Below are 17,029 nucleotides of genomic sequence, written 5' to 3'. Positions count from 1 at the left end.
GTCTTCAACGTAACTTATTACACGTATTAACACTTATCTTCTATTATGGTGGGGAAAGAACACATTCTTATTGATCGCAATATAACTCTTGATGAGATTAACGTTTTAATCAGACATGAAAACAATTCAAGAGTTCTTAAAAGGCTCTATTTTGTCAAATTTAGATTTTTGGGAGATTCTGTAGAAGAAGCTGCTACTAAAGTTGGAGTCACCAAGAAAACAGGATATTACTGGCAAGAGAATTGGAATAAAGGCGGCTATGCCGCCTTAATACCAAATTTTGGTGGAGGAAGAAAATCCAAGCTTACCGATAATCAAATAACAGAATTAAGAATCTTGTTGGATAGAAAGGATTACTGGACTACAAGAGAAGTTTTGGAGTTAGTAAAGGAAAAATATGGTGTAGAGTATTCACAAAAGCAAATAGGAGTTATACTGCATAGTTTTAATATGTATCATTCAAAACCATATATTCTTGACTACAGAAGGCCTGAAAACGCTGAGGAAATTTTAAAAAAAGTTAATAGAAGCAGTTCCAGCATATATTGGTCCAGATGACCAATATATCATAGGTTTTCTGGATGAATCTTCGCCACAAACAAAAGCAAATACGCAACGATTATGGTCATTTAAAAAGCCTTTAATGACTAAAAATACAGATTATATAAAGGCAAATGCATTTGCCTTTTATTCTCTCAATGGTAGAAATCTCATCGATTTTATGGAAAGTTCAAAAGCAGAAAATGTATGTGAATTCTTAGTGAAAATTGTAGAACAGAATCCAAAGGCAAAAATAATTCTTATTCTGGATAATTCAAGGTCACATCACGCTGATAAAACGGTGAGGAAAGCAAGAGAATTAGAAATAACACTTGTGTTTCTTCCTCCTTATTCACCAGATCTGAATCCTGTAGAATTTGTATGGAAAACGATAAAAAGAGAAGTATCTGTCAGATTTATTCAATCTAAAGAACATCTAAGAAACATTATAAAAAATGAATTTACGAAAGTGGAAAAGTCATTATCGTTTGCAAAGAAATGGATGGAAACGTTCAATCCACAAATAAAGAGTGTAATTTGTTGAGTAAGGAACTATATATAAGGAATCTTCAAAACAGCGACATAATCAAGATTTCCAATTAAAGTATTTGAGGCGGTCTGGGGCGGAAAATCTAGTAAAAAAGTTATAATAAGGCTTATTATCCTAATTTAAAGTCTAGGGTCCTTCCTTTTAGTTTCTGAGTTTGCAAGAGGTTCCATGTAATTGAGATGATTTTTCTTTGTTTCAATATTTAAGTGTCCGCAATAATTGCATTCGTAATACCTGATTTCAGTACTGTCACTTCCTACAACATAATCCTCTCTTTTCATATCGGGATTTCTGCACTCCGAACTCAATGATGTCTTTCCGCATTTTTCGCATGTCATCTCAATGGGTTTCTTCTTTTTAATTTTAAAGCACTTTATGTTTTCTGAGCTTTGACTGCTGTCAAGATATCCACAATACTTACACTTCCAGTACCGAGTTATTGTGACAGTATACAAATTTTCAGTTGAATCCTCCCTGATATCTGGCTTTTCCCTCTCTTCATAAGCATTTTTTCTGCCACATCTTTTACATTTGAGAAATCTTACAAACTTTGCATTGGATTGTGCGAAAATTCCATCAAGAACCAGATATAAAGAAACAAAAAAATTAAGGAAAACAACTGCACCTACTAAATATTCTTTTAAGCTCTTCAGATCTTCCGGCATCTCTCCTAATGCGATACAAAATATAAGTGCACCTATTATTCCCAGGATTATCTCCAGTGTTCCAAAAAACCGGATCGCATATTCCCCAAAGAGGTTTACTAAAGGTACCCATTTAAAGGGTCTTCTGTATCTTATTTCCCCTTTATATTTAATTACGCATACATTTTGTTCGCACTTTATTGAATAATCTTTATCTTTTTTTCCGCTACTTTTTGTCCTGGATTCTACTTCAGTTTCTGTCAATAAAGTACCTTCTTACTTTTCATCACATTAAACTAATATTTGGTAAGTATTGTTGTCACGTATATTTTTCGTTTTCTATTTGAGAACAGTAAGCTGGAGAGTTTTCAAATTGGAATTTTTCAAAAACAGCGGCGTAATCTCATGATTTCCAATCGAAGGATTTGAGGGAAGCTCGGGACGGAAACATAAAATAAAAAGTAATATCGTTCTGAATCTTTACGGCTCCTGGCTAACTTTTGCCTTCAATTTTGGTTGTAACAGTTTTAAATACTCACAGATTAAATGTTATTCCGGTAAAGATGGAAGGCAAGAGCTTGAACTACACGGTCCTGATCGAACAGGACGAAGACGGGATGTATATTGCAAAAGTTCCCGACATATCCGGTTGTTATACTCAGGGAAAAACAGTTGAGCAGGCTATGGAACGTATAAGAGAAGCAATACAAGTCTGTCTTGAAGCTAAGGAACTTGAAGATGCTACTGGCGACGCAATGGGGAAAATTTGAGGGGGCCAGGCCGGAAATATAATAAAAAAGTGATACAATCACAAAATTCTTCTTTTATCAAATCTGTTTTTCTCTTAATAAGATTTAAAAAATAAAACAGTCCTTTAGTATAATGTAAAAAAGGAGAAGGTATTATCCGGCTGAGATACAGGTTTCCTCAAGTAAATTCTGAAAGGCACTCCGAATTGACCGCAAGCAACTGGATACAGCTGCGTGAGCCTGGAAGTCTTGCGTCTGCCATACTTTTATCAGTTCCGTTAATGATCCTGAGCACTCTGCTTTCTATGGCGGTTCTTGGCATATTTTCTCCTTTCTCTTTAGCAGATGTTGGCATCAGTTCTTTGCAAACGATAAAACTAACCATATCTTTACAGGATATTGTATGCCTTATAGGGTTGATTTTTATTCATGAACTCGCTCATCTTGTCTTTGTTCCGGGTTTTTTAACGTCGAATAAAACATTTTTAGGAATCACTTATTTTGGCGGATTTGTTTACTCGGAAGAAGAGGTCTCGAAATCAAGATATATTCTTATCACACTGGCACCTTTTATCCTGCTCTCAATAATACTTCCTGGGATCCTTGGGGTTCTGGATCTGTTAAATCCGTTAGCAAAAGTTCTGATATTGTTAAATGCTATGAGTTCAGGAGTGGATATCCTTATCCTAATTCTTGTACTAACTCAGGTGCCTGAAAATGCGTGTTTTACCTTCAACGGGATAAGGACTTACTGGAAAAGAATGGATCAAAGCGTTCCCGAAAGCAATTGAAGACATATCATCTTAAAGTACACACATAAAATGCACATATAAAATGCACACATAAAAATTTCTTTTTTATACTCAGGGAAAAACAGTTGAGCTGGCTAACATATAAGAAAAGCGATACAGTTTTGTCCTTTGCTGAAAAAAATTTCAGACCTAATATTGTCTAATATTGTAACAGGATCTGTTTTTTATCAGATCCTAATTTCCTATTCAGTACTCTTAGTTAATATTTTCTGTAAACTGTGCTTCGATAACCAGCTCCTATTACAAAAATAATAAGCTGTGATCGTGTAATGTTCAACAGTACTCGATTATTCTCCCACTATCAAAGAATAGATAGGTAAGTCAGGAAACGTTTTTAATTTCTTGACATGTGAGTAAGGTTTTTCCTTAATCCCATTAATCGCATCAAAAACTCTTTTTCTAACTTCAGTTGGCAGTTTATTGATATCCTTAATAGCGTGTGAAGTATAATGAACAGTGTACATTAGTCTATACCTAACATTTTCTTTGCTTCATCTTCGCTATAGTATCTTCCTGCTTTTATGTCTTTCAGGCTTTTTTCAATTTCTGTAATTTCACTGTTTGTTAAGGGCTCGCTATCATAAGCCATAGTTGCGATCCTTTCGATTACGGAACTATAAGATTCTTCTCGGTGGGTTTTTAAGCCGTTAAGCATCTCTTTTACTCTGGGTTCAAGACAAACTGTAGTTGTAGCAGCCATATACTATCCTATAGGACACTATAAATTATAAGCGTTTTAAGCCATCGGTTGTGTATCAAAGTTATCTAAAATCAAATAGATTCTCTGTCCTTTAAAAGAGTTGTTCGAAAAAATCTCTTCATTCCTTTAAAAAGAAGGAGCAACGAAGGTAGCTGTTTTTGGTTCTTATGCCAGAGGATAAGAGAAGCCGGAGAACGGTATCGGCATTCTTGTAGAGTTTTCTGAAATAACAGATCTTCTCAATTTTATTCTATCCCTACAAATTAATCTGCACCGGAAAATCGCTGAAGTCGATTTCTTCCCCCCTTCTCAACTGATTTCGGAGAAGAGTGAGTTTGCTATCGATTATTTCGAGGCTCTTCAGGTACTTTTTCTCATCCTTTGTGGTTTTTAATAGTTTTGAAATCCCACCATTTTGAATTACCAGTCGCTGATCTGCCGATAGAGCCAGAAGAGGATCATGAGTACTGATTAAAACAATCTTGTTATTACTCACCAGAAGCTCCAGAGACCTAACCTTATCGACTCCGGCATTCTCAATCTCGTCGATCAGGACGACAGATGCCGGACTGAGAAGTGCGGTATCTGCAATCATTAGAGCACGGGATTGTCCTCCTGAAAGTTCCGTAACAGGAGTTTCCCTGCTGAAAGGTTCTCCTGCCAGGATGTTTGCAGTATCATATATTTTCTTGACAATACGGGATATCTCATCAACCATACGGCTCTCGGCATGCAGGGTCAGAAACTCCTCGACACTGAGATCCATAACAAAGTTCATGTTCTGTGAAAGTTGAGCGATAAAACGCCCTTCAGTTGAGAAACGCTCCTCGTCATCCGGAGCTCGGCCATTAACCAATATCTTCCGGCCGGTTGGAGTGTCTTTCTGAGCCAGAGATTCTATATCAGCCAGAAAACGTGATTTGCCTGATCCTGTCGGACCGACAATCGCTGTCACCTCGCCTTTTTTTAGCTCTACCGAAAAGGCCTCCTTTTCGCCATTTTTATTATTTCCCGGGATCACAGTAAGGGATTCTACTGTGGACCCGTTTCCCTGTTGAAGAGCTCTTGCTTGCTCAATAAATAGAAAGAAACCATCAATAAAGGCGAGAGAACTGCTTTCCATCTCGATAAAATAATCTTCACCAAGTATCGAACTCAGATCTTCCAGTTTTTCATTCCCATAATGTACTGAATCAATTGCAAACGCAGAGAAGTAATCTTCTATCCAGGGCATTATCTTCTGGAGTTCGTTTATTGTCATGTGAAGCAAATCTGTCCGCAATCTATTTCTCTCCCGCATTTTGTTCTTCTCTCTTAGTCTATTCTTCTCCCTTAGTCTATTCTTCTCCTCTGAAATTTACCAGCTTTGAAACACCAATCTGCTTGTCGTCCCCGATTTTTCTCTCTCCAAGACAGTATGAACATAGAGCTCCGGGCATGGTAAACCGAAGTGTAGCTCCCTGAAGGGTTTCAATTGTAGAGGTTTTTTCCATGAGTTTTGCAAGATAAAAACTACCCTGTCCTGTAACGCCGTTGATCTGAATTATCATTCCTCTGGGGTTAACCTGTCTGACCCTGTACGCAAAGACTTCACGTTCTGCCTGGGACACAATATCCCCTTTAGTAATAACAACAATGTCTGCAAGTTTTAACATTGGGCCTATTTTTTTAGGTGTGTTGACACCACTCAGGTTATCAATAACGCAAATTGCCAGAATATTCTTAATATGGGGAGAACAGCGGTTGCAAAGGCCTGCACTCTCGGTAATCAAAAAATCAAAACTTCTCTCTTTGGCCCACCTGAGAGCTTCTTCAATATTACTTACGAAAAAGTGGTCAGGACAGAGTCCTCTTGAGAGCCCGGTTTTGATCGGAATATTGTGAGCGGAATAGAGATCCTCATCCTGAGCCGAGAGGCAGTCAAATTTTACCACCCCGATTGAAAAGCCCTTCTGTCTGAGCTCTTCTATGGTCTTGATAACGATACTGGTTTTTCCTGATGAGGGAGGACCTGCTACCGTAACAAGCCTCACACCACACCTCCGGTCTCATAAAAATGTTTATTGAAAACTTCTTCTATCTCTTTTTTAAGTGCTCCTATGTCGGTATTCATCAGAAAGTCCCAGCCAAGCCAGTAGAGTGAGTCACTTCCTTCAAGGTTACTTTCAAGATTATTATTGACTTCAGGATTCGTTGTTGGGAAAAAAGCTCTGGCAGAGATCTCCCCAAACTCTTTTCCACAGAGAAAATCCGTGATCTCCTTAACCCGTTCTACCGCACTTTTTTTAACCAGCATCTGTACAGGACTTACAATAGCTCCTTCTGAAGGTATATTAATCGTTATCCGGGATTTGTCCTGAATTTTCTTGGCAAAGAAGAGAGGCATGATATACATTGGTGGTACATCATCTTTTTTGCTGTCTATCATTTTGACCATTTCGGACGGATGGATTCCTGTATATACTGACGAAGCAAGCTTTTTAATTCCTCCCATTCCATACATCCGGTAGAACGGAAGCAGTACTCCGTTACAGAAAAAACCATCCTGTCCCCGCATAACAACCTTGTTTCGGTGTTCGTCTTTTAAAAGATCTTCCCAGGATCCTGGTCTGGTATTATCCTTCACGAGTTCATCTATTGTGACAAGAACAAGAAGGTTTGCAGAAATCATGGTAAACTGGCTACGGGGATCGGCAAAACCGATGGATTCAAAATCAATGTTCATGGGAGCTGGAGCAAGACTTATAAAGTACTCCTTGTTGAGAAAATTGTCCTGGAAGGATTTGTGGTAGAAGCTGTTAATATCAGAACTTACAATTATGTCAGGCAGTTCGTCAATCGATGTAACAAGATCGATATAGGCATAATAGGAAAGTTCATGATTAACATTTCCTTCCACGAGAGAATGGAGCACATTATTTATTTGTCTGCTGTACTCAGTTGAGAAGTCGTCAAATGCACGGTTAAAAGGCATCTTCATGCCGCAGGGCAAAAGGGCAAGAAAGGTCAGCTCTTTTTGTCGCTCCGGGGAATCTGCAAGGGTAAAATCGCTTTTTGTTTCATTGTCTAATATAGCCTGATTAAGAAGCTTAATAAAGGAATCTTTGTTCAGCGATACCATTGATAGAGCTGTTTTCAATTTCAGTAAAGGGCCAAGTTTTTCGAGAACTTCCTTATTTTCAAATTTCTCCATTCCATGCTGTTTGAATATTTTTAGTAAATATGGATATTCACTTAAGATCTGGTATATACTCATTGTTTCGTCAATTGATTTCATACCATTCCGCCTGATATGTCCTTAAGCAGTATTTTCTCTCCCTTTATAATATTCAGATTATAATTTTAATAACAGTATCTCCATTAAGGAAAAACTTACGTTATCAAACAATATCAATTCCACATTTACATCACTCTTGTTTTTTGTTCTGTTTTGTGGAATATTAGTTATTCCAATAAAAGATACAAACATATAAATATTGTTATCTAGGAAGTCCTATTCCTATCCACTCCTCAAACTAACTCCTCAAACTAACTCCTCAAACTAACTCCTCAAACTAACTCCTCAAACTAACTCCTCAAACTAACTCCTTAACCTAACTCCTCAAACTAACTCCTCAAACTAACTCCTCAAACTAACTCCTTAACCTAACTCCTTAACCTAACTCCTTAACCTAACTCCTCAAATTAGCTTCCAAATTAGCTTCCAAATTAGCTTCCAAATTAGCTTCCAAATTAGCTTCCAAATTAGCTTCCAAATTAGCTCATTAAGTTAGTTCATTAAATCAACTCACTATTTCCTTCATTCTAATTTGAGAAACAGTTACTCTATACATGTTATGCTCAACTTTTCCTTCTTCACTTATAGCAGCATCATAAGGAGGATATATTACATGATTGATATTAAAATAGTTCCAGATGTCTGCATAGTGTTGTTGAATGAGTTATAAGCATCACCTAAAGCATACGAATTAATCTCAATTTTCAATTTTTTTAAAGAATAACTTGAGAGCTAGGAGACATAGATGCAGATACATTATAACTATTGTAAAAGTATGTTTAGGAGACGAAATTTAATGCTTAACTGATAACACATGAATGGAAATCTTATAATACATTTCCTCTATATTCCTATAGTTCATAATGGACTTTTAGGGGTATGTATATGAAAAAACACATCTATTTCGCATTGCTTATTTTGCTAATTGCGCTGATTGTCAGTAGCTTCGCCGAATCACAAAATGACGAAAATTCTTCTCGACCAGGTTCACCGCTAAACGCCTTCAAGTCAGCTTACCAGGACATTGCATGGGGAAACAACGTCCAGAAACACCTGAGGATACTTAAAACAGATCTGGATGGTGTATCCAATGCTACAAACAACTCTGACTATATAACGCTTGCAGTCTATGCGCAACAAATAGTAAACGATACTCAGAATGCCACTAAGGAGAATGATCAGTATATCGTATCTCCCAAACTCCAGGATGCACAGAAAGAATGGAGGGCGGCTCTTCAGGATTATAACTCTGCAGGTCAGTTTTTGCTACAGGGAGCAAATGAGGCGAAAAATGGTACTGTAGGAACTGAAAATTTCTTAAAGGCCAGAGCATTTCGCAATTCCGGTACAGATCACCTTAAGAAAGCGTCTGAGTTAGCAGGAATAACATAAACCTGTTTCTTTTCTGAAGCAGGAAAGAAGCATAAAACTGTTGGTCTTATGCCGGTTTTTAAAACTACTTCTCTAACTCTATAAATTGGAATAGTTAATGGAGTTTCCTGAAAAAATAAACGGTTTGGCAAATTCGGTTTATATAAGTGCTTTATATGTTGGAGCTAATCCCCTTTCAGTCGAGTTCAAGAAACCGTAAAAAGGAAGAAGAGGTATAAAGAGCACTGTTCAGATTACCACAACATTAAGTTTGAAGGTCTGCTCCTTACCTGTTGACTCCCAGGGCCTTTTGTATATTGCGTTTACCTGCTGATTGCCTTTAGCTACGCCTTCAATTTTCCATAAACGAAGTCCACCGGCGCCAATCACAAAATTATTTTTCGGAGATTCGAAGGGTTGGTATTTATCCGAGAGCTGGTTAAGTCCGCTACTTAACCTGAGTTGCCAGGAATAGCCCGTACTCGGATTTTCTTTAAGTATCAAAAAAAAAGCATTTCCTTCTTTAATATATATGGTATTTCCATTGTCATTTTCGGTTATTATCTTATTTTGACTTACTATATCATGTTTAGCACATACAGCAGTTGGAAGTGTTGCCAGAGCCAAACATGTAATCAAAACTATCATTCCATGTATAAATTTTGACATTATATCACCATCCACTAACAGCAACTTAATTATCGAGTTATTTTAGCTATCTATTTTCGTTTTTCGTATCTCTAACCTTCATTAGATTTTGAAACCTAGATTTATTCCATATATCACATTGAAAAGGTGGAAATTAAATACTGATATTACTGGCTGATAGATAAAACAAGTAGAATAAATTATTCTTAAGATAAGTAATTACAGAAAAGATAGACGATAAATTACTTACTATGGTGGAATATATTCGTTTATAATATGAAATTAAAATAGACTTTCGGTATCTAACATTAATATAAAAAGAGGTTATCATTAGATTAAAAAATAAATTCCTCAAATTAACCATAAAAATTCTTATTTTACTGGCATCTTTTGTTGTAATTTCAAAAATATTGCCTGAATTCCGGGAATCCTAAACTTATTGAATACTCTGGTAAAATTTATGGTATTACCAAGTATAACGGTTCAGGTTATTTTTTTCATTTACTCATTTTCCAGTCTCTATAATTCTCCAGGTCGCCTTTGATAAAATTAAATGCAAAAGCAAGCACAGCAACATCGTCGACAAGTCCAATTAGAGGAAAAACATCTGGAACAATATCAACTGGACTTATTAGATACAGAAAGGTAAACACTATCAATAGTGCTGTCTTTTTTGGAAGCGGGTATCTTCCTTTAAAAAAATCCAACAACATAGAAAGCAATAGTCCAAAGTAATACCAGCTTTTTCTGAAATCTGTTGAGTGATAACGATAGTCTCTGACTTCTTCAGAAAACCCCAGGTCCGTATCAGAAACTTTTTCTGGGCTGATGTTAAAGTACTCAAGATTTGCTTCAGTCGGTTTCGTTCTGACATTGTTAATTCTATACATAATAATCTCCAGTCGCATACTAATTAGATTTTATACGTGGTTTTTTATATTAACTATTCATCCTATATTAACTATTTATCCTATTAGTATCTCTTCTTGCCCTATATAGCAGTATTTTTTCCTTACTCTATTGATAGTGTTTCCCTTTTTGCACTGATTAGAACAATCAATAGTCTAGGGCAATCAATAGTCTTATAACAAAACTGGCTTTCTTTTCTAAACTGGGCCGCTATAAACTTAGCCATTAAACTCGGTATACTTAAACTACCCTCTTAATTACCAAAAATTTACGATTATCAGGAAAATATGATTACAAGTTACCAAATTAAAAAACATCAGTAATGTAAAACTCAAAAAGTATTGTCATCTAACCTGGAACACTTTAAGCCTGGAATACTTTAATCATTGTGATTCTTAACTTCCAGTTCCTCAATTTCCATATAGACTGTCCCTGAATTCAGCGGTTTGGCGTGTACATGATAAACCCCACTTTCTTTCACAGTAAATTCAGGATTTTCAGGAAAGTAACTCTTTCTTGGTTGTGTCAATACAAATGTGTTTTGGAGAGCAATATATGAATCTTTACTAATTGTTACGTTTACTTTCTCGGGACCATTGGGATTATCAATCCAAAATTTATAAGTTATATCTTTAGTAAGGTTAACCTGAAAATCAGATTCCTCTGATACCGATTCTAACAGGACACTATTTTCGCTTCCCTGAAATGCTATGACTATATAAAATAAAGTAATAACTATATAAAGTGGAATAAGACTCCTGGATTTTTTCGGCTGTTCTGGCATTTTTTCCCCCCATCCGACAATTCAGGTGCTCAGATAACTTGAATCAATCGCTTTCACTGAAATTTCTACTGGTTTCTGTTTTCAATGTATTTCCTTCTCTTATCATGGTAGAAACAATAATTTTACATGCCAGCCGGTAGAGGTCAAAGGATTGGATACCACCTCTATACCTCCAATAGAGAAAGTCCCTCAAACTTTCGTGCGTACCATTTATGCTTATAAGCAGTTTATAGGTTCAGGCTTCACTTCGGGTCCTCTGCAACGCGCAGGACAATCTTTCCACGAGTATGGCCGCTTTCGCTCATTTCATGTGCTTTTTGTGCGTCTGCCAGAGGAAGCACGGTCGTTATAATAGGCCTGATTTTATTTTCGTCTATTATGGCTGCTATTTGAGCGAGTTCTTTTCCATTAGCCTGAGTCATGAGCCTTTCTGCCCGTACACCGTATTTTTGTGGTTTTTCTTCAGGAATGCTGGCTACAGTCGTTACCAGGAATCCTCCTGGTTTTAGTACACTCCAGGATTTCTCTAACGTATCTCCCCCAATCGTGTCTAGCACAACGTCAAGATTTCCCACGATGTCTTCAAACTGCTGGTTTCTGTAGTCGATTACCTCATCACAACCTATATTTTTCAGGAACTCGGCATTTTTACTCGATGCAGTACCAATAACATATGCACCTTTCCATTTGGCAAACTGGACTGCAAAGCTTCCGACCCCACCCGCAGCTCCGTGAATAAGCACAGTCTGTCCGCGCTCAAGACCTGCAATATCGAAAAGTGATTGCCAGGCAGCCAGTCCTGCAGTAGGAATAGCAGCGCTTTCGATAAATCCGATACTTTTGGGTTTTTGAGCTATCTGTGAAGAATTGACAACCGTGTATTCAGCATATCCTCCCTCCCCTGGAGATGCTTTACCAAAAACTTCGTCTTCAGGCTGGAAGGACTCAACTCCCTGTCCTGCCACGTCTACAACACCTGCAATATCCGATCCCATAGTCATTGGCAAAGGCAGTTCCATATAACCACTACGTATCTTCCAATCTACTGGGTTGACTCCAGCTGCAATAACTTTTATTCTAACTTCACCAGGGCCTGGCTGGGACTCAGGAATATCCTCATACTTCAGAACGTTGGGTTCTCCAAACTCGTGAATTCTTATCGCTTTCAAATTGTCACCTCAAAAGGCATCTTTAACGAGTCACATCTTTTTGTTTTCGTTAGAGCTTTGTTTCAATATTCCTTGTTTCCGATATCTTCTGTTCCTATTCAATAAATTGTCAACATTTGTGCATAATGATCGAAAGTCCCTTACAAAAGCCCGCTCAAATGCGTACCGAATTCATTTCATTAATTATAATTCAAATTTTAATATATTGATAATTCTATAAATTGGTTGTTATTGATTTTGCCTGAAAAACCAAACAAATAGCAGGCGAATGCAGTATCAAAATTCTTCAGGCTTGGATGGAGGATAGGAATTACGTAATATAAACATGCTCTAAAATGCAAAAATGTCTAAATGTGAGGTAAACTTAACTTAAAGGTGTGAAATAGAGTAAAACGAATAAAATTTAGCTTAAAAGCTTGAGCTATAAACAAAAATATTAAACGTAGTTTTATGTAGACTTTTCGGCTCTGGAAAATTTTCTGTATTTCCTAAGCCCAGCTTTAGTTTGCATTCATCTTAATGATTATTTGGTAGGGATCAAAGTCCGTAGAGAAAAATTCATGGAAATGCTGCTTCTTATTCCGACTTATAGTGTATCTAGACTTGGACATTCTATTTTCCTGAATTCCTGTCTTTTCGAACTCACCTTCTAACTTTTGAGTTAACTTTTTATAACAGTATAAGTTTTTTTATATATGCTTTCAGTTCCAAAACTACACAGTTCTTGCTGAAAAACGCTGTTGTATGTCATATCGTAGTTAACTCACCAGGGCAATAAACCGGATAGGAATGTGAGTAAGAACATTAATTTGAGTGTTTGGTTTTTTAGTCTCTTTTAAAACTAGCCTCAAAGTCTGGAGTTATGGGAACTGTGAGCAATTTCACACTACGCAGTCAAAATAACCTGGTCGATTAACCAATCAAATTAACCTAATTAATTAGTCAAATTTATCTAAAAATCTTACCGATCCTATTGATTTAATCTCAATTTCTTCGGTTTTGAAATATCCTGTGATATCTCACATGAATTCTCCTTATTCGGTTAATAACTCTGACAACTGCTACAAAAACAAAACCTCAGGAATTTCTCTAAATTCTAACGCGGGGCTTACCATGATGCATGTCAAAGAACTTAATAAAATTGTTTTCATAGTTACTCTTGCGCTTCACCTTGTTACTGCAGGAAGTGCAGCAGCTACTGTGATTTATGTAGACAACAGCACTGATCAGATTGCAGATTTCAACACCATTCAGGCTGCTGTGATTTCTGCAAGTCCAGGAGATGAAATAATTGTCAAACCTGGTACTTATGAGGAGAATATCGTAGTTAACAAGAGCATATCTATTGTTTCCGAATCTGGAAATTCCTCCGATACTATAGTCCGGGCAGCTGACGTCTCTCAAGATATCTTCAGTATCCTGGCAAACGACGTAAGCATTAAAGGTTTTGGCATAAGTGGATCCGAATACTCGGGAGTTCATGTTTTCGGATTTACTGATTGCAGCATTGAAAACAATAAACTGTTCAATAATAGCTGCGGTATCGATCTATATATAATGAGTTCAGGCAACAAGCTTGATAATAATGAAATTTCGAACTGTCTTACCGGTATCAGTCTTGGCGGCGGCATATACAATAATTTGAGTAATAATTTAATCTCGAATTGCAGTAACGGAATTTCACTTTTTGACTCCTCTAACAATTTCCTGGAGAATAATCTAATTTCTAAAAATACAGAAGGCATTTATCTCACAGGCGAATCAAATAGCAACATCCTTGTAGGTAATACTGTAGTCCTCAATGAGAAATCAGGAATGTTTATTTACGAAACTTCAAACAATCTAATTTACAATAATTGTTTCAATAACACGGTAAACGTAGAGTCCGAAACAGTATCGGACAAAAATAACTGGAATATGACTAAAACTGAGGGTATTAACATAGCTGGTGGTTCTTATCTCGGGGGCAATGTCTGGACAAAACCCGATGGTACTACATATCCTGAAAAAGCCAGGGACACTGACCTTGACGGAATTTTTGATTCCCAGTATAATATTGGAGGCACTCAGTTCATAGATTATCTTCCCATCAAAGGATCAGAGCCTGCAGTGATTACTGTAAGTAACAGTACTGGCCCGGTCGCAGATTTTACTTCTATCCAGGCGGCAATAGACAATGCACTTCCTGGTGATACAATCCTTATTTTCCCAGGTATCTATGAAGAAAACGTCAACGTGCACGTTACAAATTTGACCCTTATCTCCCAATCTTTCAGTCGTGGGGATACTAGCTGGGACACTATCATCAAGGCAGCCAACAGTCTGGATGATGTTTTCTATATTATTGCGGATGGAGTGACAATTTGCGGACTGAATATAACGGGGCCTGTAAACTACCCCAGTTCGGGCATTCACCTTAGGGGAGTTAAGTACTGCAATATCGAAAGCAACCAAATCTCAAACAGTTATACAGATCCGACTTTAAACATTTCCAGTGAGAACAGTTCCTTGATTCTCGATAACTCAGGTTCGGGTGTGGGATCCGGAATCCTTCTTGACTCTTCCAGCAGTACTCTTCTGGACAATAATATAGTCTCAGGAAATGGAATTTCAGTTCTCCTGCGTAATTCCACGGAAAATACGCTTCTCAATAATTCGGCATCTGACAGCGTTTATGGTATCTGGGTGGATTCTTCTAGCAATAATTCACTGGAAGGAAATATTCTATCAAACAATAAAATCGGGGCCTATCTGAAAATTTCCCGTGGAAATGTACTTAGCAATAGTAAGGTATCAGATAATACAAATTCCGGTATAAGTCTGTGGGATTCTATAGGAAATACATTAAGCAATTCTACAGCCTCGAAAAACAGTGTTTCTGTCGTTCTGAGGAACTCCAGCGCAAACCTGCTCAGCAATAATACGGTGTCGGATAGCAATTACGGTTTATGGTTGTATTCTTCGAGCAATAATAATAAGCTGAACGACAACAGGGTATTAAATAATCAGATCGGTATTCACGTAAAGGCATCAAGCGGAAATGTTCTTACAGGCAATAGTGCGTCAGACAGCAACGGGTCTGGAATCAGTGTCTGGGATTCGGCCAAAAACACATTAATTAATAATGCAGCTTCGAATAATTATGTCTCCATTTACCTGCAGAACTCCAGCGAAACTGAGTTTCTCAATAATTCGGTATCCGGTAGCAATTACGGGATGTGGGTTGCCTATTCAAGCAGCAATAACCTGAGTGATAATAACGTATCGAATAACAGGTTCGGTTTCTATTTGAAAAATTCCAGTTATAACAGGCTATCAGGTAACCAGGCAAACTCAAATTCCGGGCACGGAATCTATCTAGGTTTCTCCGGAAATAATATTCTGGACAGTAATAGGGTTGCTTCAAACTCGGAATATGGGTTATATTTGCTAGATTCGGGAAACAGCTCGGTTTATAATAACTATTTCAACAATGTAAATAATATCTACCTGCAAGGTTCAAACACAGGTACGAGCCTGAACACAACCCTAACATCGGCAAAAAATATTATTGATGGGCCCTATCTCGGTGGGAATTTCTGGGCTACTCCAAAAGGGGACGGCTTCAGCCAGATCCATGCTGATAAAAACGGAGATGGCATATGTGATGCAGTTTATGCCGTGAATACAGAGGGTATTGATTATCTGCCTCTTGTAGATTCCATACCATAATTCAATCCCGGGTATTGAAAATCCCTAAAAATATTCTGACTATTGGAAATATGAACAGCAGGAGATTTGGCATGACCAATTAAGGTTTTACAGCTTCTTAGGAGAGTTCAACAGAGGGCTGTACAGCTTTTAAGGAGGTTAAAAAATCCACACAGATTCTTAAGACTTTGCAGGATTTTAATGAAGTTATTTAAATACTTTTTAAATAGAGGTTATATAGCTTCTTAGGGAGGTGAATGTAAGCGAAAAAGGGTTTTAACTGCTGTTACAAGGTATATCTACAAGTTTTTGAGCTATTCAGAATACCCCATGCATGATGTTACATTTTACCTTGAATGCATGTACGTTTAAAGCGCAGGAAAAAATTCCTTCAAGTTTACCGGATAGAAGAGGGATTATTGCAAACTCTTTTAAATCAGCCTCAGTTTACTTTTTTATTTTTACTTCAGTACAGAGAGAAGGCATTCTAAAACATGCAAAATCTATTAACTGTATTTGGAAATACAAGGATCATAAATATAAAAGCAATTATTATATAAATGCAATTATTGTAATCTTAAGAGGTCTAAAAAGTGTACCTGGATACTTATACAAATAAATGACAATTGAAAAAGAGAATAAAGAAAATTAGCTAAATAAAACTCAAGTTTGTATATTTCTAGTTTCTCATCTTCCTCTAATCTTCTATAATTTTTATGGCATGGGATGTTGTTGTTTAAAACTTTTTTCAAAGTCTAGATACTGTTGAGCTATCTGTTGTGCTTTGTCTTCACTCAAGACTTTCTGAGCTGCCGGGAATACTTTATTCTCTTCTTCGTCTACGTGATGGCTTACGGTTTGATCCAGTTCTTTGATCTTGGAAGTCCAGTCAGAACTGCCAGGATCCATATTTTCCAGTTCGGATGAGATTGATTTTATTTCATTGTGTTCTTCATAGGCATGATTAACAAGCTCACCTAAGTCTTCTTTTTCTTTAAGCAGTGGATAAAAGAGTTTCTCTTCTCCCTGTAGATGAGGATCGGTCTTAGCCTTTACTTTATAGAAAGTCTCCTTTGATCCATCACGCATTGCCTGTTGTATAAGATCCGAAACTTGCCTGTGTTCTGCTTTCAAAATATCATATATTGTTTCCATATTTCCCCTCCCTCATTTGAGGTACAATAAA

At 37.1% G+C, this 17,029-nt stretch carries 15 protein-coding genes; 5 read left to right on the top strand and 10 right to left on the bottom strand.

From position 1 onward, the window contains the following. The first annotated feature begins 45 nt into the window (after positions 1-45). Positions 46-1,084 (top strand): IS630 family transposase gene (locus tag MSBR3_RS19430; RefSeq protein WP_155396780.1). Its coding sequence is split into 2 segments (ribosomal slippage): positions 46-513 and positions 515-1,084, totalling 1,038 coding nucleotides; the frame shifts between segments, so codons are not numbered across the junction. 125 nt (positions 1,085-1,209) lie between these two features. Here the strand turns inward: MSBR3_RS19430 and MSBR3_RS09625 are convergent. Continuing rightward, positions 1,210-1,998 carry a hypothetical protein gene (locus tag MSBR3_RS09625; protein ID WP_048107795.1) on the bottom strand — a complete coding sequence of 263 codons (789 nt, stop codon included), beginning with the start codon at positions 1,996-1,998 and terminating at the stop codon, positions 1,210-1,212. Between the two features lie 314 nt (positions 1,999-2,312). Between MSBR3_RS09625 and MSBR3_RS09620 the strand changes: the two genes are divergently transcribed. Both MSBR3_RS09620 and MSBR3_RS09615 read left to right on the top strand, forming a co-directional pair. Then, the gene (locus MSBR3_RS09620) at positions 2,313-2,504 is read left to right on the top strand and encodes a type II toxin-antitoxin system HicB family antitoxin (protein WP_230627365.1); all 192 of its coding nucleotides are present in this window, start codon (positions 2,313-2,315) and stop codon (positions 2,502-2,504) included. 185 nt (positions 2,505-2,689) lie between these two features. Continuing rightward, positions 2,690-3,274 carry a DUF3267 domain-containing protein gene (locus MSBR3_RS09615; RefSeq protein ID WP_230627362.1) on the top strand — a complete coding sequence of 195 codons (585 nt, stop codon included), beginning with the start codon at positions 2,690-2,692 and terminating at the stop codon, positions 3,272-3,274. A 484-nt stretch (positions 3,275-3,758) separates the two neighbouring features. On the opposite strand, the gene MSBR3_RS09610 is transcribed toward MSBR3_RS09615, so the two are convergent. The 4 genes from MSBR3_RS09610 to MSBR3_RS09595 form a co-directional block, all read right to left on the bottom strand. Further along, positions 3,759-3,995 carry a hypothetical protein gene (locus tag MSBR3_RS09610; protein ID WP_048107793.1) on the bottom strand — a complete coding sequence of 79 codons (237 nt, stop codon included), beginning with the start codon at positions 3,993-3,995 and terminating at the stop codon, positions 3,759-3,761. A 256-nt stretch (positions 3,996-4,251) separates the two neighbouring features. Beyond that, positions 4,252-5,256, bottom strand: coding sequence for an ABC transporter ATP-binding protein (locus tag MSBR3_RS09605; RefSeq protein WP_048107791.1), 1,005 nt, complete (start codon positions 5,254-5,256; stop codon positions 4,252-4,254). A gap of 76 nt (positions 5,257-5,332) precedes the next feature. Next, positions 5,333-6,028 carry a GTP-binding protein gene (locus MSBR3_RS09600; RefSeq protein WP_048107790.1) on the bottom strand — a complete coding sequence of 232 codons (696 nt, stop codon included), beginning with the start codon at positions 6,026-6,028 and terminating at the stop codon, positions 5,333-5,335. Next, positions 6,025-7,272: an ABC transporter substrate-binding protein gene (locus MSBR3_RS09595; protein ID WP_048107788.1), complete on the bottom strand. Its 1,248-nt coding sequence runs from the start codon at positions 7,270-7,272 to the stop codon at positions 6,025-6,027. The genes MSBR3_RS09600 and MSBR3_RS09595 overlap by 4 nt, the downstream gene beginning before the upstream one ends. A gap of 885 nt (positions 7,273-8,157) precedes the next feature. Here MSBR3_RS09595 and MSBR3_RS09590 point away from each other — a divergent pair. Next, positions 8,158-8,664, top strand: a complete 507-nt coding sequence (locus MSBR3_RS09590) for a hypothetical protein (protein ID WP_048107787.1) — start codon at positions 8,158-8,160, stop codon at positions 8,662-8,664. Between the two features lie 228 nt (positions 8,665-8,892). Here the strand turns inward: MSBR3_RS09590 and MSBR3_RS09585 are convergent, their stop codons facing one another. From MSBR3_RS09585 to MSBR3_RS09570, 4 genes are all read right to left on the bottom strand, one after another. Next, a complete protein-coding gene (locus MSBR3_RS09585; RefSeq protein ID WP_052723351.1) occupies positions 8,893-9,312 on the bottom strand; it encodes a protease inhibitor I42 family protein in 420 nt (139 codons plus the stop codon). A 476-nt stretch (positions 9,313-9,788) separates the two neighbouring features. Continuing rightward, positions 9,789-10,181 (bottom strand): YkvA family protein, encoded by a 393-nt coding sequence (locus MSBR3_RS09580; protein WP_048107785.1) that lies wholly within the window; start codon positions 10,179-10,181, stop codon positions 9,789-9,791. 398 nt (positions 10,182-10,579) lie between these two features. Next, positions 10,580-10,984, bottom strand: coding sequence for a hypothetical protein (locus MSBR3_RS09575; protein WP_048107783.1), 405 nt, complete (start codon positions 10,982-10,984; stop codon positions 10,580-10,582). Between the two features lie 242 nt (positions 10,985-11,226). Continuing rightward, on the bottom strand, positions 11,227-12,153 hold the full coding sequence (locus MSBR3_RS09570; RefSeq protein WP_048107781.1) for an NADP-dependent oxidoreductase: 927 nt from the start codon (positions 12,151-12,153) through the stop codon (positions 11,227-11,229). Between the two features lie 1,023 nt (positions 12,154-13,176). On the opposite strand from MSBR3_RS09570, the gene MSBR3_RS09565 reads away from it, so the two are divergent. After that, on the top strand, positions 13,177-15,864 hold the full coding sequence (locus MSBR3_RS09565; protein ID WP_230627359.1) for a NosD domain-containing protein: 2,688 nt from the start codon (positions 13,177-13,179) through the stop codon (positions 15,862-15,864). 693 nt (positions 15,865-16,557) lie between these two features. Here the strand turns inward: MSBR3_RS09565 and MSBR3_RS09555 are convergent. Next, the gene (locus MSBR3_RS09555; protein WP_048107778.1) at positions 16,558-16,998 is read right to left on the bottom strand and encodes a hemerythrin domain-containing protein; all 441 of its coding nucleotides are present in this window, start codon (positions 16,996-16,998) and stop codon (positions 16,558-16,560) included. Positions 16,999-17,029: the final 31 nt, after the last annotated feature.

The sequence above is a fragment of the Methanosarcina barkeri 3 genome (assembly GCF_000970305.1).
Taxonomy (GTDB): domain Archaea; phylum Halobacteriota; class Methanosarcinia; order Methanosarcinales; family Methanosarcinaceae; genus Methanosarcina; species Methanosarcina barkeri_A.
Note: the sequence above shows the minus strand (reverse complement) of the source record. Positions and strands in the feature narration are given on the sequence as shown.